Origin of the sequence: Flavobacterium aestuarii (assembly GCF_040049115.1) — a bacterium.
In the GTDB taxonomy this organism is placed as follows: Bacteria; Bacteroidota; Bacteroidia; order Flavobacteriales; family Flavobacteriaceae; genus Flavobacterium; species Flavobacterium aestuarii.
The window spans coordinates 158,650-178,706 of record NZ_JBDLZZ010000008.1 but is presented as its reverse complement, the minus strand read 5'-3'; the positions used below and the strand labels follow the sequence as shown (position 1 = coordinate 178,706).

Sequence of the window (20,057 nt, the reverse complement as noted above, 5' to 3'; positions counted from 1 at the left end):
ATGATAAACCTTTGGTATAATTCAGAAGAAGTAAACGACTTTCACCCACTTGTTCAAACAGCATTAAACAATGCTTTGGTGAATTGTGGTTACAACAACATTGCAGAGGTCGTTCATCATCCTGCAATTCCTAACAGCACAATAATTCCCGACTTTGCAATTCGCTTGATTGCAAGCCAGAGATATGTTTTTATCGTTGAAGTAAAACGAACACAAAGAGATGTTGAATCACAACGCTACCAAAACCAATCACGGTCTTATGTGACTGATTTTGGCCCACACTGGGAGCCAAATTATCATAAATACTTTTGTGTAACTAATATTGAAAGGTTGGTTTTGTTAGCAGACCGAAACGGGGTACCGTTGACAAGTTGTTTGTTAAAAGGAAATCCTAGACAACATTCACTGTTTAATCCTGTCAATCACGATGCAACAGCATCAGTTGCAGAATTACAAATAACATTTGAAAATATTCTCCCTAATATTTTCAACCGGGTTGCGCCAGATTATGATAATAATTGGGAACCAATAATTGAAAGTTTTCATAATAATTATATTGCTTTAAAAAATTCGTTGGGCTATCCAGAAGCTGTAAAGAAAGAGTTAACCCTTTATGAATTATTCAGGCTTCTTGCATATGCTTATCTCAAGGATTATTATACCCAAACAGGGAGTGCAAACGCAGCGCACTTTCATAATTATCCACCAAATAATGCAACGTTACCACAGTTCAAAAATAACTTGGTAAATAATTATAATAGGATAATTCAGTTAGACTTCAGACAGATTTTTACTGATCATCCAAATCAAGCACTACGAATTTTTCCTGATAATTTTTCAGTAAACTACCTGCAATATTTCAGGGATTTGATTCAGAGTTTTATTCATCATAATAGTAATGCAGTTGCCAACAACCCCTCTCCATCTTATGTATTCAATCTTCTTACGTCAAAAATTTATGTCAAAGAAGAATTGCATCGCAAAGGAAAAGTCATGTCTGATACAGAATTATCAAACCTTCTAGCCGCTTTGTGTATTGATACACCAGATTCAAGAATCTTGGATCCTGGATGCGGTGATGGAGCATTATTAGATGCTGCTTATGACCAGATAAGCTTGCTTGCTGTATCTGCTAACCAAGCCAAGACACATAACCAAATTCTAAATCAAATTGATGGGATTGAAATTGATCCATTCCTTTCTCAATTATCTGCTTTTAGATTGCTTTCAAAAAATCTTGCACAGGTAAATAATACTACAGCGGCAAACATCTTAATTGGTGACATTTTTCACAATACAAAACCAAATTACTATGATGCGGTTTTAATGAATCCGCCTTTTTTACGGAATGATAATCCGGAAGCGCCAATTACAGCTGCCGACAAAGTGAAAATGAAAGCAGCTATAACCGGTCAAGGGTTAAACTATTTTGTTGCTGATGCATCGCAGCCCAATTTATATTTCTACTTTACAAATTACATTTGGCATTATTTGCGAAATAATGGCAAGGCAGGAATTATCCTGATGACAAAATTCCTTAACAATGAAGACGGTGAACACCTGAAGCAGTTTATTTCTGACAAAGTTGAGGCGATAATCTCATATCCTAGGAAATATTTCCAAGAGTTTGTTGTAACATCTGTTATAGTGATTTTGAAGAAAGGGAATAATTCAGCTAATGTTTCTTTTATGAGGGTATCTGATGAAAATGTTTTGCTGAACCCAGATAATCTTAAAGCAATACTTACTTTGAATGCTGACACAACAACAGCAGCTTTCAAACTAAGGGTTGTTCCAAGAAATACACTTGTTGCTTCAGAAAATTGGAGATTATATTTATTAGATCAAAAGTTTGAGAACTTTATTTCTCAGCCATTCTTAATACCAATAGAGAATCACTTTGATAAAATTAAAAGAGGGAATGCTGAAGCAGCCGGAGGTTCCAAATTGATATTTCCTTCATTTGACGCTAATACAAATAGCTACTTTGCTAATGGAAGTAAACCAAATGAAAATGTAATTAACATTGATAATTCCCTAACCAATTTTATTGGCTACGGCATAAAGAACAACGATACCCGCAGGCATTACACTTTGCAAACAAATGACCTTCAAATAGAACAAGCATTCCATTTTCCTGCTAAAGCAGATACGAATACAAATAACATGCTATCCGCAGCATTATCTGGAAATGCATATTTAGCTAGCTTTTATAATGATTGTGTCGCAGATTTCGGAGCAGACAAATGGAAAAGCATCATTAACAACTCTGTAAACCATACTTATTGTCCTAAGATTGTTATTCCAAGGGCTGACAGAAAGAAACATTGTGTTTATTACAATCCTTTAAACTCCAATTTTACTCTATCCACAAACTTTTTCTATTGTGATGATTTAAAAAATAAAAATAATAACGCAACTGATGAAGAACAATACAAATTCACAACCGCATTTCTCCTTTCTGCATTTGGACAAATTCAATTCGAATTAAATGCCAATAACCACGAAGGATTAAGGAAGCTTGAAGGATTTCAAATTAAGAAATTCAGAATTCCTGACATGGCGCAGTTCACTCATGCAGAAATCCTTGCAGTAGTTGTGGCATTTGATGCTTTAAATGTTGCAAACCCTGAATTTAGTGGTGATGAAGGTTTGGCAACACCGAGAAGAAATCTTGATTTAGCAATTGGAACCATCATTTTCCAAAAAGATAATTTAGGTTTTGCAACAGTTGTAGACATGGTAAATGATTTTGAACTCTTTTTAGCGGATTTAGTAGAAGATAGAAGAATATGAAAAACAACAAAATAAAGGTAGTTGGTTTATTTTCAGGCTGTGGCGGTTTAGATCTAGGGTTTAAACAATCAGGCTATGATATTATATGGGCAAATGACATTTTGAAAGATGCCTGTGAAACTTACAAGCTAAATATTGGAAACCATATCGTTAACGAAGATATTACAAAAATAGATTTAAATACTATTCCAGATGCTGATGTTATAATTGGCGGCCCACCTTGTCAAGGATTTTCTGGAATAGGTAAAAGAGACCCTAATGATAATAGGTCTGCATTAGTTTATTCTTATTTAAATGTTGTAAACAAAATTCAACCGAAAATTTTCTTATTTGAGAATGTTACAGGAATTAAGTCTTCAAAAGCTGCTGATGGCTCAAAAGTAATTGACAACTTAAAACAAGCGTTTGAGGATATCGGATACCATATCAACATTTATACTCTTAATGCTGCTGATTACGGAGTTCCACAAAAGAGAAAAAGAGTTTTCATAATTGGAAATAAAATAGGTATTGATATTACAGTACCACCGCAAACCCATTTTGAAAATAAAGAAGGAAAAAGAAAATGGATATCATCCTTTGACGCAATATCAGATTTGGAATTACCAACAGAAAATGGAGAGATTAAATACAAACACGAACCGAAAAGTGGATATCAGGCATTAATGCGTAAAAATGCTGACAAAACAACTTTGCACATAGTTCCATATTCTAGTCCAACAGACAAAGAAATAATTAGTCACGTCAAACCGGGTGGTAATTATATGGATATACCTGATAATGTTTCGACTAAAAGAATTATGTATTTCAAAAGCACAGGAGGCAGGACTACAACTTATGGCAGGCTTGATCCAAACAAACCTAATTACACGATAAATACTCATTTTAACCGCCCTAACATTGGTTGTAATATTCACTATGAAGAAAACAGAATGATTACTATCAGAGAGGGTTTAAGATTTCAGTCTTTTCCTGATGACTTTCATTTAATTTCAAAGACTCAACGCAATTATTATGTTCAGGTTGGAAATGCCGTTCCTCCTTTATTATCAAAAGCTTGGGCTGAACATTTGAAAAAATATTTATCAGATACATATCCAAAATTTGCGGCAATTACCAAGTCGTTCGAAAACCAATCGTATAATTCAAAAATTCCCAAAGAGTATGCCTTTGTCAACGCTGAAAATGAATCTGAATAAAAGGATGCAGAAGCAATCATATGGGGGAATAAAATCAAATAGCTTGTATCAAAATTAAACTATACTTATATCTGGTTACCAAATATACTGGACTTTGCCCGTTTTTATTGGTTTTATATTGTATCAAAAATAACTACCCTAAATTAGGCACAACAAAAAAGGTTCCTTATCTTTGTTTCAATCAAAAAGCAAAGAATAATGAAAATCGCAAAATATATCAGAACCAGTACAACCGAGCAATCAACTTTAAGACAAGAAAACACTACTCACAAAACTTATATTGACAAATGTTCTGGTTCTATTCCTTTCAATGAACGCCCTAGTGCAATCAAACTATTGAATGATATTAAATCCAAAAAAGTAGAAACTTTACTTGTTCATTCCATTGATAGATTAGGCCGTAATGCTTTTGATATCCAAACTACTTTAAATACCTTAAACAACCTCAACATTAATGTTTATGTAGAAAACATTGGTTTATACTCTATGATAGATAATAAGCCAAATAGCATTTTCAAAATGATTACTGATGTATTAAGTAATGTGGCTGAAATGGAAAGAAGCTCTTTGTTGGAAAGACAACGTGAAGGAATTTTAATTGCCAAAGCAAAAGGAACTTACAAAGGACGTCAAATGAATACAAATGAAACGACTGAACAGTTTTTATCTAAATACAATCAATCACATTTGGAACTAATAAAAGACGAAAACTATTCAATTAGAAAACTCGCTTCAATTACCAATTTATCAAATAATACAATTGTTAAGATTAGAAAAACATTAGAAATAAGATGAAAGCTTCAGAAAGATACACCGAACTTAAGATTAAGTTAGAAAACGACTTAATTCTATTGAATGAGAAATTAAAAAAACACCAAACAGATTTTAATCAGGAACCTGAGAACTGGGGATATGTTGGAGAACTTGGATTTGTTTCTGAAAAAATTGAAGAGATTCTAAAATTCTTAAATTAAAAGAATTCCAAAATTCATAACTTCCTTTCATTTGACAGAAAGTCAAATTCTCATTTCATAGACTCGTTCAATTCCACAATAATTTATATTTCTATGATATAAAAATCATCAAATTACTTCCTCCTAAATTTATAGTTAATCTCACTATTTACTAAATCAGATTTTTTAAAATCAAATCCAGTTTGAATATACTTTTGTGTAGTTGCTAAGTTAGTATGTCCCAATGCAATTCTAATATCATTCAAGTTAATCCCGCTAATTTCTAATAAAATATTTGTAAAGGTAAAACGAGAAACGTGTGTCGTTATGTCTTCAACAGATAATTTATAAAGTTTAGCCATTCTCTTCAACTTTGCATTATATGAAGTAAATCTACTTTTGTAAGTATCAAACTGCAACTTATTCATTGCTTGATTCTTATTATAATCCTTAAAACATTCAGACTTTACAAAATCCTTAAATAACAATTCTTTTGGGTCTAATTTTTTGATATGCCGATTAATAATTTGCTTACACTCTATATTGATGTTTTTTTCAACTCTAACCAATTCATCAATAATAATTTTTGATTCTTTATCATTTGGCTTAATATCATAACCATAATACGATTCATAATCTTCATCTACCCTATTATAACTAATTTTTTCTAGCATTATCTTTCTAGCTGATCTATAACTTAAAATTCGTGGTTTATGAATTTTCATTGCTGATTCGATTCTCTTGTAATGATCTAACAAACCAAACAAATCCATTAAGACAAAAATCACTTTGTCACCATAATCTACTTTAAGCGGTATTTTAGTTTTAATCTGAAAATATTCTATATAATCTTTCCTGATATTTTCGTTTTTCATCAACATCATATCCGAACATCTTAACCCATTACTAAACATCGAAAACAAAAACATCCTACTTTCTGTAAAATACAAATCACCTTTTTTGATGTCTAATAATTTAACTATATCTAAATCTGTCAAAATCTTTTTTGGCTTTGAACTAACTTTAACTTTATGTTCGTTAAAAGGATTCTTACCTATATGTACATTATTTTTTATTGCATTATTAAAAACAGTAGAATAGTTGTTAAAATAAAATCTAATTGTTGAAGACTGTAAACCCTCGCTACTGAAATAATTATCCATCTCTGTGATAAAATCATTATCTATTTCAGCAAAATCAATATCCGTAATTTTATGTTTGTAGAACAAAAATTTCTTAAACATATTTGAACTACTTTCATAAGTGTTCTGAGTCGAATAGTTATTTTTTAGATTTTTCCGTGTTTGCATATAAGACAGAAACTGAAAATACACTTTATCCACTTTTTTTACAAATGGATTCTCACTCAATTTTTTCTTAATCTTATTATTAATCTCTTCAAAGTCAATTTTCTTATTTGGCCTAAATTGGTTGAAACTCTTATTAAAGTAGTCATCAAATTGTTCTCTAGTTAAACTATAATTTAAACTAATTTTCTTTTTTTCAATAATTTCTCCTCTCCTCTCTACATAGGTTACAAAAAGATATCCTTTTTCATCTCCTTTCTTTTTTTCTGAAAATACAATACTTGACTTCATACTATACTAGTTTTTTATAATAAACAAATATAAGAAGTGGGAAAGAAGTGGGAAAATTTTTTATGAAAATATTTCAAAAAACAAGAAATATTAAAATTTAAATAATTGACTTACAGCAACATAATGAAAACAAATAAATACGTTGTGTTGCATGCGCAAAAATACTTTATATATTCGGAATTGAAAAATGGTATTTTGATTTTTTTTTTGAAGGAGTTTATGAGACGTTAAGTTTCTAAAACCTAAAGGTAAAAAAAGGAAAATAAAAACTCAAGAAATCAGCGGCTTAAACTTTCCAGCTAAAAACAAGAAACACAGTTATCTTAGAAACTCAGCATTTATCAAAAAACTATTCTTTTACAATAATAATAGAAGCTTTAAAACCAGTACCAAGATTCCATTCGCTAGCCGAAATCAGATTTTTTTTATCATCATAAACCTTAAATTCAGCAGTATTGGGACCAGAATCTCCTTGATTTAATGCTTCAAATTCAATCTTATTGAAACCTTTTTTGAGGGTAATTTCAAAACCTTTAAAATTACTATCCAAATATACCTGAGATTGGATAATGACTCCGTTGAGATATACCCGGATCAAATCGCCATCAACATATTGTGCATCTCTATACAATACATTAGCAGCATCGGCTGAAGATTTATAAGTTCCTAAATCTTGATTGCGCCGATAAGCGAGTCCTTCTTGTCGATCAGTTTTTTTATTCAATCGATCTCTCACTTCGTCTCCAGGATTAATAAACTCACTCTCCTTTTGAATCATAGACATTTCGGTCTTTGTCTTAACTTTATAATCATCAACAGGATTTGGAGGCGACTGGATTATATTTGGACTTTTATAAACATTTGGCGGAATAATTACCGGTACGTTGGGATCTGTTGGAGGAATATCTTTTTTTTCGGGTTTAGATTTAGTATTTGCAGGAGGAATACCCTTAAACTTATTACTAAACTCAACCTGAGCATGAGAATAAGTTATAAAACCTATTAGAAAGATAAATAAATAAATTCGTTTCATCATATTAAAAGCAGGTTTTTTGCCTTAAAAATATATTTCAAAAATAAAAAATCAATACTTATAGAATCACAAAACTAACATAATTTATTTTCACAGACTTGTTAAGAAATTCTAAATTCATAAAAAAACAACAGCCTGGCAGCTTTATGATAAGCATTATTAGAAAGATAAATTAAAGATATCTTATCATTTTGTTACAAAAAAACCTAATCGATAACAATAAAGCATGTGCGCTCATACTGATGCTTTTTTTTAATTCTAATTTTTATAAATTCGCACCTTAATCGAAATTCATCAATGATTTGAATAACGCATTAATATGGTAATTAACTAATCTAAAAAACTAAATAATGAAAAGAGAAAACATCTTGACTGGATCACCTTGGGAGGACAAAATGGGATATTGCCGTGCAGTCCGCATTGGGAACATAATCGAAGTATCGGGAACTGTTGCCATAGTTGATGGTGAAAAAGTAAAAGCTGATGACGCTCACGCACAAACTTTAAACATTCTTGAAAGAGTTGAAAAAGTATTAGAGGATCTAAATGTGGGTATGAAAGACGTAATCCGCACCCGAATTTTTACGACTGATGTTTCAACATTTGAAGCAGTAGCTACGGCTCACGCTGCTTTCTTTAAAGACATAAAGCCAACAACAGGGTTTTACGGTATCAATCAATTAGTTGCTCCAGAATATTTAGTCGAAATCGAATTTACTGCAGTTGTATCAGAATAATTCTAAAAAATACTATAAATTGCAATACTTATCAGCTTAAAAAAAGTGTTCCAATTAATGGATTTTCAAAAAATAAAACAAATAATGCTTATCATGCCCAAATGGATCTTCATTTGTTGTCTGATAGGCATTTTTTCTGGATCGGCATCTGCGTTATTTTTAATTTTGTTAGAATATGTTACCCATATCAGGATTCAGAATAGCTGGATTATCTGGCTATTGCCTTTTGGCGGTTTACTTATTGGATATCTCTATTTAATATCAGATCCTAAAATTGCAAAGGGAAACAATCTCCTTTTAGAAGAATATAACAAACCCGAAAAAAGAGTTCCTTTTATGATGGCGCCGTTAGTACTTCTGGGTACATTGATTACCCACCTTTTTGGAGGATCGGCAGGAAGAGAGGGAACGGCAGTACAAATGGGCGGTGCAATTGCCGATGTCTGTTCCTTAATTTTCAAACTCACAGACCCAGACCGGAGAATCCTTATCATTTTAGGAATCAGTGCTGGTTTTGCCTCTGTTTTTGGAACGCCATTGGCTGGGGCAGTTTTTGCCTTAGAAATTGTTTTTTTCAGCAGGATCAATTTCAAAAGTATTTTGTTATCATTTTTAACTGCCTATATTGCTTATTTTACAGTCGAATTCTGGCAGATAAAACACACTCATTATAGTATTCCAGCCGTGCCTGATTTAAATTTCACGGCTTTCTTTTGGATAATTATTGTTAGTGTTTTTTTTGGAATTGCAGCGTTGCTTTTTTCCAGAAGCACTCATTTTTGGGGAAAACTATTTTCAAAAAATATAAAATATCCACCATTACGACCTTTCATTGGCGGTATCATTCTAGCTGTTTCAATATACTTTATTGGTACTGCAAAATATATTGGACTGGGAGTCCCTATGATTGTAGATGCTTTTACTGTTCAAAATGCGCCTTATGATTTTCTTTTAAAAATACTTTTTACTGGTTTTACACTGGGAGCAGGATTTAAGGGAGGCGAAGTTACTCCACTTTTTTTTGTAGGTGCCACTTTGGGAAGTGCTCTTTCTGTTTTTGTTCCTCTGCCAATTGCTTTATTAGCTGGAATGGGATTTGTTGCAGTTTTTTCGGGAGCTACCCATACTCCTATTGCCTGCACTGTAATGGGAATGGAGCTTTTTGGGATTAATTGTGGCATTTATATGGGAATTGCCTGTGTCGTTGCCTATTTTTTCTCAGGTTCAATTGGTATTTATAAGTCTCAGATTGTAAAAGGACCTAAATCCATTTTGTACCAGACAATCAGGAAAAAAGGACTGAAATACCTATAATCTATATTTCTTTATAATTTCTTAAAAGCTTTCAACTTTAAACTTAAAAAATGTAATTTCGCAGACTATGAATATACAAGACATACAAGCGATACAGTTGTTATTATCAACACCAAAAAAGATTGCCATAATTCCGCATAGAGGTCCAGACGGAGACGCCATGGGTTCCACATTAGCATTATACCATTTCCTGCTAAAAAACAGCCACTTTCCAACAGTGATTTCTCCAAATGATTTTCCAGATTTCCTAGCCTGGATGCCAGGTTCGGATACGGTTAAAATATACGAAAAAGACAAAGAAAACTGTACTGAAATCCTTGAGGATTCAGAACTGATTTTTACTCTGGATTTTAATGCTCTCCATAGAACGGGCGAAATGGAGCAGGTTTTAGAAAAACTTACAGCTCCGTTTATTATGATTGATCATCATCAAAAACCCGATGATTATGCCGCCTATACATACTCGGACGTAGCTTTTGGATCTACCTGCGAAATGGTTTACAATTTTATTTCTCTTCTGGATAAAAAACAAGATATAGACAAAACCATTGCCACTTGCATTTATACAGGAATATTGACCGATTCAGGTTCTTTCCGCTTTCCCAAAACAACTGGAACAACTCATAGAATTGTAGCCGAACTAATTGACCTTGGCGTAGAAAACACATTGATTCCTGCCTTGTTATTTGACAACAGCTCTTATAACCGCCTGCAATTATTAGGGCGTGCCTTGCAGAATATGAAAGTTATGATGGATTACAAAACATCATACACTGCATTGACACAAGAAGAATTAAATAGTTTTGATTACATAAAAGGCGATACCGAAGGCATTGTCAATTATGGCTTGAGTATAAAAGGCATTGTATTCACAGCTATTTTTATCGAAAACAAAGAGGAAGGAATTATTAAAATCTCTTTCCGCTCTCAAGGGGATTTCGATGTAAATCAATTTGCCAGAGATTATTTTCATGGTGGCGGACACAGTAATGCTGCTGGAGGAAAATCCGAGGTTTCTATGGAAGAAACTATAAGCAGATTTGAAAATTTAGTGCAAAATTTAAAAATATAACCCCTATGAATTATTTTAAAGTATTACTAATTGTATTTTTCTCCGCTATTTTAGCAACAAGCTGCAAACAGCCTCAGGAAGCGCGAAAACCTGTTTCGCATTCATCAGGAAGTTTTATGAAGCAGTCTATTGCCCGAAATAAAAAAATGATAGCAGGCGAAGAAGACCAAATTAAAGCTGTTATCAAGAGTGATGCTGCCAAAAAATATATCGCTTCTAAAAAAGGATACTGGTATTATTATGAATCCAGAAACCTGACCGACACCCTTACTCCTAAAAAAGGTGACATTGCGCTTTTTGACTATGAAATAAAAGACTTGGATGGCAAAATTATTTATTCGCAGGAAGAATTAGAAAGGCAGATTTATAAAGTAGACAAGCAAGACATCATGATGGGATTGCGGGACGGAATAAAACTAATGCGCAAAAAAGAAAAAGTCCGCTTCCTTTTTACCTCGCATATGGGGTATGGGTATCATGGAGACAATAATAAAATTGGAACCAATCAGCCATTATTCTGTACTGTAACGCTGCATGATTTTATGCCAGAAACAGAATATAACAGGCAAAATCAGCCTGCAATTGCTGTAAAAACTAATACAGCTGCAAAACCTAAAGCCGTTATCAAAGACACACTAACAAATTAAAAAAGAATAAAGAATGAAAAAAACCACCTTATTTACATTACTGCTCTTTATCACCTCTTTAATTTCCTGCAAAAAAGAACACGCTAATTTACCCGATGGCTTATATGCGGATATAGAAACTAACAAAGGAAACATTATAGTAGAATTAGATTATAAAAAATCCCCAGTAACTGTTGCCAATTTTGTCACACTAGCCGAAGGTGAAAATGAATATATTATCAACGACACCTTAAAAGGAAAACCTTTTTACAATGGACTAAAATTTCATAGGGTAATTAAAGACTTTATGATACAGACTGGAGATCCTCTTGGAACTGGATCAGGAGACACTGGCTATAAATTCAAAGATGAATTTTCGGATGCAAGATTTGACAAAGGAGGCATCTTGGCAATGGCTAATAACGGTCCAGGAACTAACAGCAGCCAATTTTTCATCACACATTTAGAGACACCTTGGCTAGATGGCAAACACACTATATTTGGTCATGTTATAAATTATAACCTTGAAGTCGTTAATAAAATAGAACAGGATGATTTTATTAAAAGTGTAACGATTGTCAGAAATGGAGAAGATGCAAAAAAATTTAATGCAATAAAAATTTTTCATGATTATTTCCAAATAGAATCAGAAAGCCAAAGACAGAAAGTAGCCGCCGAAGCTGCAGCAAAAAAGGAATACCTAGCCAAATACAAAGCCGTATGCGATAAGAAATCAGCTGATTTTTCAGCATTGAAAAGCAAATCAACTAAAACTTCCACTGGGCTTCAATATGTAATTACCCACAAAAATAATGGCAAAAAACCTGCTATAGGATCAACTGTTTATATTCATTATGCAGGATTTCTGGAAGATGGCACTTTATTTGACACAAGCCTTGAAGATGTTTCCAAGACTTTTGGAAAATTCGACCCCGCAAGAGCTGCAGCTAATCAATACATACCTATTCCTTTCCAAGCTGGAAGAAAAGATGGATTAATCCCTGGTTTTATCGAAGGAATCGAAAAGATGGCAATTGGAGACAAAGCTGTATTATTTATTCCATCGCATCTTGCCTATGGTGAAGCAGGAGCAGGAGATGTAATTCCACCAAATACGAGCATTATTTTTGAAATTGAATTAATGGATAAAATGCCTAAATAATAAAAATATAGAACACTGATATTCCAACAACCAAAGTTTAAATGCATTCTATAAATACAAAAAAAAGTTTTTTACATTTAAACAATTGATTTTTAAACATTATTATCTAAAGCAAAACACTATCAAAGTAATTATTTAAAACTAATAAACATTCAAAAAAATGAAGTCTAAAATCATATTATTGCTCTTTTTGGGAATAATCAATTTAAATGCGCAAAGCACCAAAAAAAAGGCTGCGCCAAAAAAAACTGTTACAGCTGCAAAACCAGCAGTCGCAGCTGAAGGCATTTTTGCAACTATAGCGACGAATAAAGGAAATATTACAATCCAATTGTTTTATAAAAAAACACCAGTCACTGCAGCAAACTTCATAAGTCTTTCCGAAGGAAAAAACCCATTCGTAACTGTTGAAAGATTAAAAGGGAAACCTTTTTTTGACGGCCTGAAATTCCATAGAGTTATCAATGATTTCATGATTCAGGGCGGCGATCCAGATGGTAATGGCTCTGGCGGGCCAGGTTACTCTTTCAAGGATGAATTTAACGACTCTAAATTTGATAAGGCCGGAATATTAGCTATGGCAAATTCAGGACCAGCAACTAATGGCAGCCAATTTTTTATTACACATAAAGACACACCATGGCTGACAGGAAAACACACTATTTTTGGACAGGTAACTCAAGGCATGAATATTGTAAATTCCATCGTACAAGATGATGTTATTACAAAAATCACCATAACCCGAAAAGGTGAAGCTGCTAAAAACTTTGATGCAGTAAAAGTTTTCTCTGATTATTTTAACAACAAAGCTGAAGATCAAAAAAAGCAGGCAGCAATAGATGCTGAAAACAAAAAAAAGCAAGCCGAATTGGACGCTGCCGCAAAAAAAGCATATCTCGAAAAGTACGCCCCTGTAATTAAAGCAAAAGCAGCCTATTTTGCAGCTGAAAAAGCAAAAGCAGCTGCTACTCCATCTGGATTAGCATATACTGTGATTACAAAAGGAAACGGAATTAAACCTGCTGACGGATCTACGTTCTACTTTCACTATGCTGGTTATTTTGAAGACGGAACGCTTTTTGACAGCAGCTACGAAGAAGTAAGTAAAGCTTATGGAAAATTTGATGCCAATAGAGCCGCTCAAAATGGTTATAAGGCATTTCCATTTACAGCCGGAAAAAAAGACGGCTTAATCCCTGGTTTTTTAGAAGGTATAGGAACCATGTCTTATGGTGAAAAAATCCTTTTATTTATTCCATCTAATCTTGCATATGGCGAACGAGGTGCTGGAGGAGTAATTCCGCCAAATGCCAATTTGATTTTTGAATTGGAAATGTTCGAAAAACAGCAATAATATAAATTGATGTACATCAAAAAGCCACGATAAGATTTATTTATCGTGGCTTTTTTTATTGGAAAATGGTAAATCTATTTTTTAAACTTCCATTCGAATTCGTCTTTATTGTTGATGATTGCTCCAATTTCAAATTTAACAACCTCATCAAATTCGGTTTGAAAGATAATCCAGTTCTCTTCATTAAAGTAATTTTCAAATGTATCAAATTCTTCCTGGGTGAATTTTGAAATTCCTTTTTGAGCTAAATCCTTTTTTACGTCCTTGATCTTTTTTGTAATTATTTTATTTCCAAACAGCTCTAAGTCTGGACTTGAAGCTACTAAATATCCTAACTTAAAATCTTCATCTTTATAAAAAGTCATTCGGATTTTCAGATTATTATAAACCAAAATCAAGTTATCATCTTCGTCATTATAATTTTTTGTGGGTTTGCCATAAATAGCAGTAACATCATTTTGTTTCATTCCGAAAATGAGTTTATCAATTCCGTTCTTCAGATTTATTTTCATGATTTTATTTTATTTCTATGATTGCAAAGGTATCCATTTTTGAATGAATTGCATTTTTTTGCTTCAAACAAAATACAATTAAACGATAAACTGATTTTTTAATTAAAAAGTCTTTAGTACATTATTATTGATAATTTATTATGTTTTTTAAAAAAATAACAGGATTAATAATACAGCTGTATTATTACGGAGATAACTCAGGATTAATTCTTTACAAAAAACTATTTAAAAACAAATAAGCAGAATTTGATTAGCGCAAAATAGGATTAGAGATCCCCGCTTTTTATTTTATTTTCAACATCCTATTAGATAAATTAGTGTATTTTTGAAAAAAAATTCATTATAAATGTCTCAAAAAGGCGCCATCTTTTTATTTGTTTTTCTATTTTTCTGCACCTGGAAAACACAGGCGCAAAATGATGAACATAAAACAATTGATTCATTAAAAACAGCATTAAAACAAGCACAAGACATAACTAAAGAAACGGAAACATTAATAAAGCTTTCTTCTTATTCAGAATATATTGGCCCAGACAATGCCATAAAATATGCAAGACAAGGGCTATCTTATGCAAAAAAGACAAATAATAATGAACAGCTGGGTTTGGCTTATACCAATCTAGGCATTGCTTATGAAATAAAATCTGATTATCCGCATGCTTTAAATAATTTTTATAAAGCTCTGGAAATAAGCGAAAAATCGAACAATCCAAAAGAACTTACCACTTTATATAATAATATTGGCTTAATATATATTGACCTTAAAAATTACAAACAAGGTCTTATTTTTTACAAGAAAGCATTGCAATTAAGCTATAAAACAAATAAAGAAAGAAATATTTCTCTTTTATTGAATAATATAGGTGACGTTTATCTGCAAAAAAAAGAATATACCAAAGCTCTGACATACTTCTACAAAGCCCTTATAATCAACAAAAAAAATGAAGAACCCACAGGTATTGGAATAAACCTGACCAACATTGGCATTTGCTATATCAACATAAAAAACTATGACAAAGGTATTGAAATGCTAAATAAATCGATAAATACCTATAATGACACTACCAATTTATATAACACATTCAACAATTACGAACTTGGCCGCGCCTATTACTTAATGTCCCAAGATGAAAAGTATGCGGCTAATAAAATGGAATATCTTGATAAATCCATGAGCCTGCTTGAGAATGTTTTACAAAATTTTTCAAAATACAATTCCCTGAAAGATATGCAGGACACCTACTACTACTTATCCAAAGGAAATAAAGTAAAAGGGAATTATGAAGTGGCATTAGGATACTTTGAAAAATACGCAAAAATCAAAGACTCTATTTTTTCTGAAGAGAGCGAAAAAAAAATGGCTAATCTTGAATTTCAAAGAGAAATTGATTTAAGAGATAAGCAGATAGAGATTCAGACACTTAGAATATACAGTGACTCCCGAAAAGTATATTTTTTAATTATAATAGCAACAGCAGTAGCAGCATTATTGGGCTTGTTTCTGTTCTTATATATTTCCAAAAGAAAAAACCACGAACTGCTTCGAGAAAAAAACACTATAATCTCAAACATCAACTTACAAAAAGATAAATTTTATTCCATTATAGCCCATGATTTAAGAGGACCTTTTAATGGCTTTCTTGGCCTGACAGAGCTGATGGCTGAAGATATCGATGACATGAGCAATGAAGAAATAAAATTTGCTGCAGCTAACATGAGAAGCTCTGCAAAAAATCTCTTCAACCTTTTGGAAAACCTGCTCGAATGGACACGTATGGAACAAAATTTGGTACCATTTGAGCCAAAACAACTTCCATTAGAAACAACCTTTTTAGACAGTATTGTGACATTTCAACATGTTGCAGAAAAAAAAGAGATCAGCATTCATAACAAAATTCCGAGTGACCTGATGGTGTTTTGTGATAAAAATATGTTTCAAGCGATAATTCGGAATATTGTCTTGAATGCAATAAAATTTACTCCTAAAAAAGGAAAAATACATATTGAAGCATCAGAAAATGAAACCGATATAATTATAACAATCAAAGATTCAGGAATTGGAATGCATCAGGATTTGATTGATGGATTATTTAAAATAGACACAAAAAACAACCGAAACGGAACCGAAAATGAGCCAAGTACTGGTTTAGGGCTCATTCTATGCAAAGAATTTATCGAGAAACACAAAGGTCAAATCTGGGTAGAGAGCGAAGTAGGAAACGGCAGCACTTTCTACATCAGTTTCCCCAAAAAACAAAACATATAAAATCCAACCCTGATTCTACAGTTTTTTACTCAAATTTTCCTTTACCTCATCAAACCATTCGTCTTTCAGAATACTCAATATAATACTATCCCGGCGGATATCACTTTTATACGTTGGCATATTGCTGCGCAAAACACCCTCGACTCTGCATCCAATGCTTTTCATCGCTTCAATACTCCGCTGATTATTATTATCCGCACGGAATTCCACTCGTTCCATACCAAGAGTTTCAAAAGCAAACTGCAGTAAAAGAAATTTGCAGTGCTTGTTAAGACCCGTTCCCCTAAAATCTTTTCCATACCAAGTATAGCCTAACTGCAATGTCTTGAACGGAAAATTAATATCATAAAAACGAGTGCTTCCGGCATATTTACTGGATTTTTTATCGAAAACTGCAAAAGGATATTCGGTTTTATTTTCTCTCCCTTTTATTGCTGATTGGATATAGTTCAGCAGGTTTTCTTTTCCGTCAGCAGGGACTAACGAGTATTTCCAGGTTTCAGGTTCATTGAGGGAAATATCTAAAAAATTATCAACATCTGTTAATTCTAAAGGCCTAAGTAAAACGAAGTCATCTTCAAGAATTGTATTTTGGGGGAATTGTGAAGCAGTCATTATTTTTTGGAGCTAATTTACAAAAACCACAACAGCTTTTCTTTTAAAATTCAAGCAATATAAACGCAAAACCCGAAGTATAAATTTTTATACTTCGGGATACAAATATTTAAATACATAGCTTTAGAAAAACTATTCATTCATTTCATCATAACGTACTGGAACCTGTGGATCATACAGCGGACATTTGAATTCTTCCAAAGTATCAGCCAGAAGATTCATGGTTTTGCCTTCGGTTCCATAGCAATCTATCTGAATGCTCTGCGGAGTGGTTTTAACTTGAAAAGCACCTTTGCCTTTGGTATTTTTCCAGCTGTTTTCATCCACTTTTTCCCAGCTTGAAAATACTGAATTAATTCGATTCAGGATTACCTGAACAGGCAGTATTTCAAGACCTTCTACTTCCTGCTGCTCTGCCAAAGCTTCATAAACCAAATGATGGTTGAGATAGATTCCTTCCTGATATTGCCAAAAAAACAGTTCGTACATTATAAAAAAGTTTAATTGTTTAATTGATGATTTGCTAAACGAATAAACGAATAAACGTTTAAACAACCTCTTAATACTCGAAAGTCCCGTGTTCGCTTGTAATTGTTAATTTCTTAGCGTCAGAAGCTTCTACCCTTCCGACAATCTGAGCATCAACATTGAAAGATTTTGAAATATCGATAATATCCTGTGCAATAGCTTCGGGAACATAAATTTCCATTCTGTGACCGCAGTTGAACACTTGATACATTTCTTTCCAATCGGTTTTTGACTGTTCCTGTATCAATTGAAACAAAGGTGGAACCGGAAATAAATTATCTTTTATAATATGCAGATTTTGTACAAAATGCAAAATTTTTGTCTGAGCTCCCCCACTGCAGTGTACCATTCCATGAACGTCTGCAGCAGTATATTTATCTAAAATTTTCTTGATGATTGGTGCATACGTTCTTGTTGGCGAAAGCACTAACTGACCGGCATCGATTGGTGAATTTTCAACAGCATCTGTCAATTGTACCTGTCCTGAATAGATAAGTTCGCTTGGGACTGCTGCATCATAGCTCTCTGGATATTTAGCTGCCAGATACTTCCCGAAAACATCATGGCGTGCAGAAGTCAAACCGTTACTTCCCATTCCACCGTTATAGCTTTTTTCGTAAGTCGCCTGTCCAAAAGAAGCCAATCCAACGATAACATCACCCGCTTTTATATTGGCGTTATCAATAACTTTGGATCGTTTCATTCTTGCCGTCACGGTAGAATCTACGATTATCGTTCTTACCAAATCACCAACATCAGCAGTTTCACCGCCGGTTGAATGAATGGTTACACCAAAAGAGTCCAATTCTTTTATCAGTTCTTCGGTTCCATTGATTATTGCTGATAAAACCTCGGCCGGAATAACATTTTTATTTCTTCCGATAGTGGAAGATAGCAGAATATTATCGGTAGCGCCTACACACAATAAATCGTCAATATTCATGATTAACGCATCCTGAGCGATACCTTTCCAAACCGAAATATCTCCGGTTTCTTTCCAATACATATAAGCCAATGAGGATTTTGTACCCGCACCATCGGCATGCATAATCAGACAATAGTCCTCGTCCTGAGTTAAATAATCTGGGACGATTTTACAAAATGCCTGTGGAAATAAACCTTTGTCAATATTTTTAATGGCGTTATGCACATCTTCCTTTGATGCCGAAACACCGCGCTGTGCATATCTTTTTGAAGTATCTGAACTCATTTTCTAGTTGTGTATATGTGGCGCAAAGATAATTTTAATGTGACAATTATACAATTAAATTTCAATTGCAATATCAATTGCAATGGCAATGGCAAAAATCAAATTTAAAATCTGAAATTCTAATTCTGTTTTCTGAAATCTGAAATCTTGATTCTTATACTAATTGGCAATAATCTCAATTTCTACACGGCGGTTTGCTTCTCTTTCTGCTTCGTTTTTTTCGGGTAAAGGATAGAGCGGTTTTGTACTGGAAAAACCGACAAAAGTCATTCTGCTTTTTTCAATCCCGTTAAATTCCAAAAATTTGTAAATGGCTTTAGCTCTTTGAGTGCTAAGATCCCGATAATCTTTTTGGACACAGCAGATGTGGCCTTGAATCTGTATTTTAAGATCGGGAACACTTTTCATTACCGTCAGCAGTTCATACATTATCGATCTGGATTGAGGCATTATTGCAAAAGTATCCACAAAAAAATTCAGATTTTCCAGCTTCAGTTTTTCGCCAACATTGGCAACACTTACCTTTTTCATAAAAACGGTATCCACCTTTATATTAATAGTTGATCCATCTGGATTTTCATAGCTATATGTATCTGAGAATTTAATTTTCGGTTTTACTTTCTCAACTGCTGCCTCCTTCTTTTCGGCAAATATTATTTCTTCATTTACAAAATCTTTGGGCAGAATATAATACAGTGTCACTTTTCTGTTTTCAGCTTTAATAAGAGATAAGGAATGTAACTTTCCAAAATTTCTCGTTTTAAAATCCTCCCTGATTTTTACTTTGTTCTTAATGCAATTAAATACATAATCAATCCGTTTTTTTGCCAAGGTATCATTATAACCAACTGATCCTTCCTCGTCACAAAATCCATAAACTCCAACGACCTTTACTTCCTTATTGACTGATAGCCATTGGGTTAATTTCAAAGATTCTGATTTTTGCAATACAAATTTATCACTATCAAAAAAGAAGGAAACCTGCTCTTGGGCCATGGCACAAAAAGACATAAGGCACAATATCAGTGAAGCAAAATATTTCATGATTGGTAATTTATTTTCTCAAATTTACAAAAATAACA

The 20,057-nt window shown here is 33.1% G+C and carries 18 protein-coding genes; 11 read left to right on the top strand and 7 right to left on the bottom strand.

All coding sequences use genetic code 11. From position 1 onward, the window contains the following. The 4 genes from ABEG11_RS11035 (at nucleotide 1) to ABEG11_RS11020 (ending at nucleotide 4,969) form a co-directional block, all read left to right on the top strand. A complete protein-coding gene (locus ABEG11_RS11035; RefSeq protein WP_348824223.1) occupies nucleotides 1-2,796 on the top strand; it encodes a BpuSI family type II restriction endonuclease in 2,796 nt (931 codons plus the stop codon). Then, on the top strand, nucleotides 2,793-3,995 hold the full coding sequence (locus tag ABEG11_RS11030; protein WP_348824222.1) for a DNA cytosine methyltransferase: 1,203 nt from the start codon (nucleotides 2,793-2,795) through the stop codon (nucleotides 3,993-3,995). Before ABEG11_RS11035 ends, ABEG11_RS11030 begins: the two co-directional genes overlap by 4 nt. A 198-nt stretch (nucleotides 3,996-4,193) precedes the next feature. After that, a complete protein-coding gene (locus ABEG11_RS11025) occupies nucleotides 4,194-4,790 on the top strand; it encodes a recombinase family protein (protein ID WP_348824221.1) in 597 nt (198 codons plus the stop codon). Then, nucleotides 4,787-4,969: a hypothetical protein gene (locus ABEG11_RS11020; protein WP_348824220.1), complete on the top strand. Its 183-nt coding sequence runs from the start codon at nucleotides 4,787-4,789 to the stop codon at nucleotides 4,967-4,969. Before ABEG11_RS11025 ends, ABEG11_RS11020 begins: the two co-directional genes overlap by 4 nt. 113 nt (nucleotides 4,970-5,082) lie before the next feature. On the opposite strand, the gene ABEG11_RS11015 is transcribed toward ABEG11_RS11020, so the two are convergent. Together ABEG11_RS11015 and ABEG11_RS11010 are read right to left on the bottom strand one after the other, a co-directional pair. Further along, on the bottom strand, nucleotides 5,083-6,546 hold the full coding sequence (locus ABEG11_RS11015; RefSeq protein ID WP_348824219.1) for a phage integrase SAM-like domain-containing protein: 1,464 nt from the start codon (nucleotides 6,544-6,546) through the stop codon (nucleotides 5,083-5,085). A 349-nt stretch (nucleotides 6,547-6,895) separates the two neighbouring features. Then, nucleotides 6,896-7,582 (bottom strand): PH domain-containing protein, encoded by a 687-nt coding sequence (locus ABEG11_RS11010; RefSeq protein ID WP_348824218.1) that lies wholly within the window; start codon nucleotides 7,580-7,582, stop codon nucleotides 6,896-6,898. Between the two features lie 347 nt (nucleotides 7,583-7,929). On the opposite strand from ABEG11_RS11010, the gene ABEG11_RS11005 reads away from it, so the two are divergent. The 6 genes from ABEG11_RS11005 to ABEG11_RS10980 all read left to right on the top strand — a co-directional run bounded on the left by ABEG11_RS11005 (nucleotide 7,930) and on the right by ABEG11_RS10980 (nucleotide 13,844). Continuing rightward, the gene (locus tag ABEG11_RS11005; protein ID WP_115809958.1) at nucleotides 7,930-8,316 is read left to right on the top strand and encodes a RidA family protein; all 387 of its coding nucleotides are present in this window, start codon (nucleotides 7,930-7,932) and stop codon (nucleotides 8,314-8,316) included. Between the two features lie 57 nt (nucleotides 8,317-8,373). After that, nucleotides 8,374-9,630, top strand: a complete 1,257-nt coding sequence (locus ABEG11_RS11000) for a voltage-gated chloride channel family protein (RefSeq protein WP_348824217.1) — start codon at nucleotides 8,374-8,376, stop codon at nucleotides 9,628-9,630. A 67-nt stretch (nucleotides 9,631-9,697) separates the two neighbouring features. Next, nucleotides 9,698-10,702: a DHH family phosphoesterase gene (locus tag ABEG11_RS10995; protein WP_348824216.1), complete on the top strand. Its 1,005-nt coding sequence runs from the start codon at nucleotides 9,698-9,700 to the stop codon at nucleotides 10,700-10,702. Nucleotides 10,703-10,707: 5 nt separating this feature from the next. Next, a complete protein-coding gene (gldI, locus tag ABEG11_RS10990; protein ID WP_348824215.1) occupies nucleotides 10,708-11,349 on the top strand; it encodes a gliding motility-associated peptidyl-prolyl isomerase GldI in 642 nt (213 codons plus the stop codon). A gap of 13 nt (nucleotides 11,350-11,362) precedes the next feature. Then, nucleotides 11,363-12,490 (top strand): peptidylprolyl isomerase, encoded by a 1,128-nt coding sequence (locus tag ABEG11_RS10985; protein WP_348824214.1) that lies wholly within the window; start codon nucleotides 11,363-11,365, stop codon nucleotides 12,488-12,490. 160 nt (nucleotides 12,491-12,650) lie between these two features. Next, nucleotides 12,651-13,844 (top strand): peptidylprolyl isomerase, encoded by a 1,194-nt coding sequence (locus ABEG11_RS10980; protein WP_348824213.1) that lies wholly within the window; start codon nucleotides 12,651-12,653, stop codon nucleotides 13,842-13,844. Between the two features lie 74 nt (nucleotides 13,845-13,918). Here the strand turns inward: ABEG11_RS10980 and ABEG11_RS10975 are convergent, their stop codons facing one another. Continuing rightward, nucleotides 13,919-14,356 (bottom strand): hypothetical protein, encoded by a 438-nt coding sequence (locus tag ABEG11_RS10975; protein ID WP_348824212.1) that lies wholly within the window; start codon nucleotides 14,354-14,356, stop codon nucleotides 13,919-13,921. Between the two features lie 346 nt (nucleotides 14,357-14,702). On the opposite strand from ABEG11_RS10975, the gene ABEG11_RS10970 reads away from it, so the two are divergent. Further along, complete coding sequence (locus ABEG11_RS10970) at nucleotides 14,703-16,622, top strand: tetratricopeptide repeat-containing sensor histidine kinase (RefSeq protein ID WP_348824211.1); 1,920 nt, start codon at nucleotides 14,703-14,705, stop codon at nucleotides 16,620-16,622. Between the two features lie 15 nt (nucleotides 16,623-16,637). On the opposite strand, the gene ABEG11_RS10965 is transcribed toward ABEG11_RS10970, so the two are convergent. The 4 genes from ABEG11_RS10965 to ABEG11_RS10950 all read right to left on the bottom strand — a co-directional run bounded on the left by ABEG11_RS10965 (nucleotide 16,638) and on the right by ABEG11_RS10950 (nucleotide 20,019). Beyond that, the gene (locus ABEG11_RS10965) at nucleotides 16,638-17,237 is read right to left on the bottom strand and encodes a GNAT family N-acetyltransferase (protein WP_348824210.1); all 600 of its coding nucleotides are present in this window, start codon (nucleotides 17,235-17,237) and stop codon (nucleotides 16,638-16,640) included. Nucleotides 17,238-17,369: 132 nt separating this feature from the next. Next, complete coding sequence (locus tag ABEG11_RS10960; protein ID WP_348824209.1) at nucleotides 17,370-17,726, bottom strand: hypothetical protein; 357 nt, start codon at nucleotides 17,724-17,726, stop codon at nucleotides 17,370-17,372. A 70-nt stretch (nucleotides 17,727-17,796) separates the two neighbouring features. Then, nucleotides 17,797-18,975, bottom strand: coding sequence for an AIR synthase related protein (locus tag ABEG11_RS10955; RefSeq protein WP_348824208.1), 1,179 nt, complete (start codon nucleotides 18,973-18,975; stop codon nucleotides 17,797-17,799). Between the two features lie 159 nt (nucleotides 18,976-19,134). Beyond that, nucleotides 19,135-20,019, bottom strand: a complete 885-nt coding sequence (locus ABEG11_RS10950; protein ID WP_348824207.1) for an OmpA family protein — start codon at nucleotides 20,017-20,019, stop codon at nucleotides 19,135-19,137. Nucleotides 20,020-20,057 lie beyond the last annotated feature (38 nt).

Bases quoted from the DNA above. Each gene is read 5' to 3' on its own strand.
- ABEG11_RS11035 (WP_348824223.1), top strand. From the start codon at position 1: ATGATAAACCTTTGGTATAATTCAGAAGAAGTAAACGACTTTCACCCA.
- ABEG11_RS11030 (WP_348824222.1), top strand. From the start codon at position 2,793: ATGAAAAACAACAAAATAAAGGTAGTTGGTTTATTTTCAGGCTGTGGC.
- ABEG11_RS11025 (WP_348824221.1), top strand. From the start codon at position 4,194: ATGAAAATCGCAAAATATATCAGAACCAGTACAACCGAGCAATCAACT.
- ABEG11_RS11020 (WP_348824220.1), top strand. From the start codon at position 4,787: ATGAAAGCTTCAGAAAGATACACCGAACTTAAGATTAAGTTAGAAAAC.
- ABEG11_RS11015 (WP_348824219.1), bottom strand. From the start codon at position 6,546: ATGAAGTCAAGTATTGTATTTTCAGAAAAAAAGAAAGGAGATGAAAAA.
- ABEG11_RS11010 (WP_348824218.1), bottom strand. From the start codon at position 7,582: ATGATGAAACGAATTTATTTATTTATCTTTCTAATAGGTTTTATAACT.
- ABEG11_RS11005 (WP_115809958.1), top strand. From the start codon at position 7,930: ATGAAAAGAGAAAACATCTTGACTGGATCACCTTGGGAGGACAAAATG.
- ABEG11_RS11000 (WP_348824217.1), top strand. From the start codon at position 8,374: ATGGATTTTCAAAAAATAAAACAAATAATGCTTATCATGCCCAAATGG.
- ABEG11_RS10995 (WP_348824216.1), top strand. From the start codon at position 9,698: ATGAATATACAAGACATACAAGCGATACAGTTGTTATTATCAACACCA.
- gldI (WP_348824215.1), top strand. From the start codon at position 10,708: ATGAATTATTTTAAAGTATTACTAATTGTATTTTTCTCCGCTATTTTA.
- ABEG11_RS10985 (WP_348824214.1), top strand. From the start codon at position 11,363: ATGAAAAAAACCACCTTATTTACATTACTGCTCTTTATCACCTCTTTA.
- ABEG11_RS10980 (WP_348824213.1), top strand. From the start codon at position 12,651: ATGAAGTCTAAAATCATATTATTGCTCTTTTTGGGAATAATCAATTTA.
- ABEG11_RS10975 (WP_348824212.1), bottom strand. From the start codon at position 14,356: ATGAAAATAAATCTGAAGAACGGAATTGATAAACTCATTTTCGGAATG.
- ABEG11_RS10970 (WP_348824211.1), top strand. From the start codon at position 14,703: ATGTCTCAAAAAGGCGCCATCTTTTTATTTGTTTTTCTATTTTTCTGC.
- ABEG11_RS10965 (WP_348824210.1), bottom strand. From the start codon at position 17,237: ATGACTGCTTCACAATTCCCCCAAAATACAATTCTTGAAGATGACTTC.
- ABEG11_RS10960 (WP_348824209.1), bottom strand. From the start codon at position 17,726: ATGTACGAACTGTTTTTTTGGCAATATCAGGAAGGAATCTATCTCAAC.
- ABEG11_RS10955 (WP_348824208.1), bottom strand. From the start codon at position 18,975: ATGAGTTCAGATACTTCAAAAAGATATGCACAGCGCGGTGTTTCGGCA.
- ABEG11_RS10950 (WP_348824207.1), bottom strand. From the start codon at position 20,019: ATGAAATATTTTGCTTCACTGATATTGTGCCTTATGTCTTTTTGTGCC.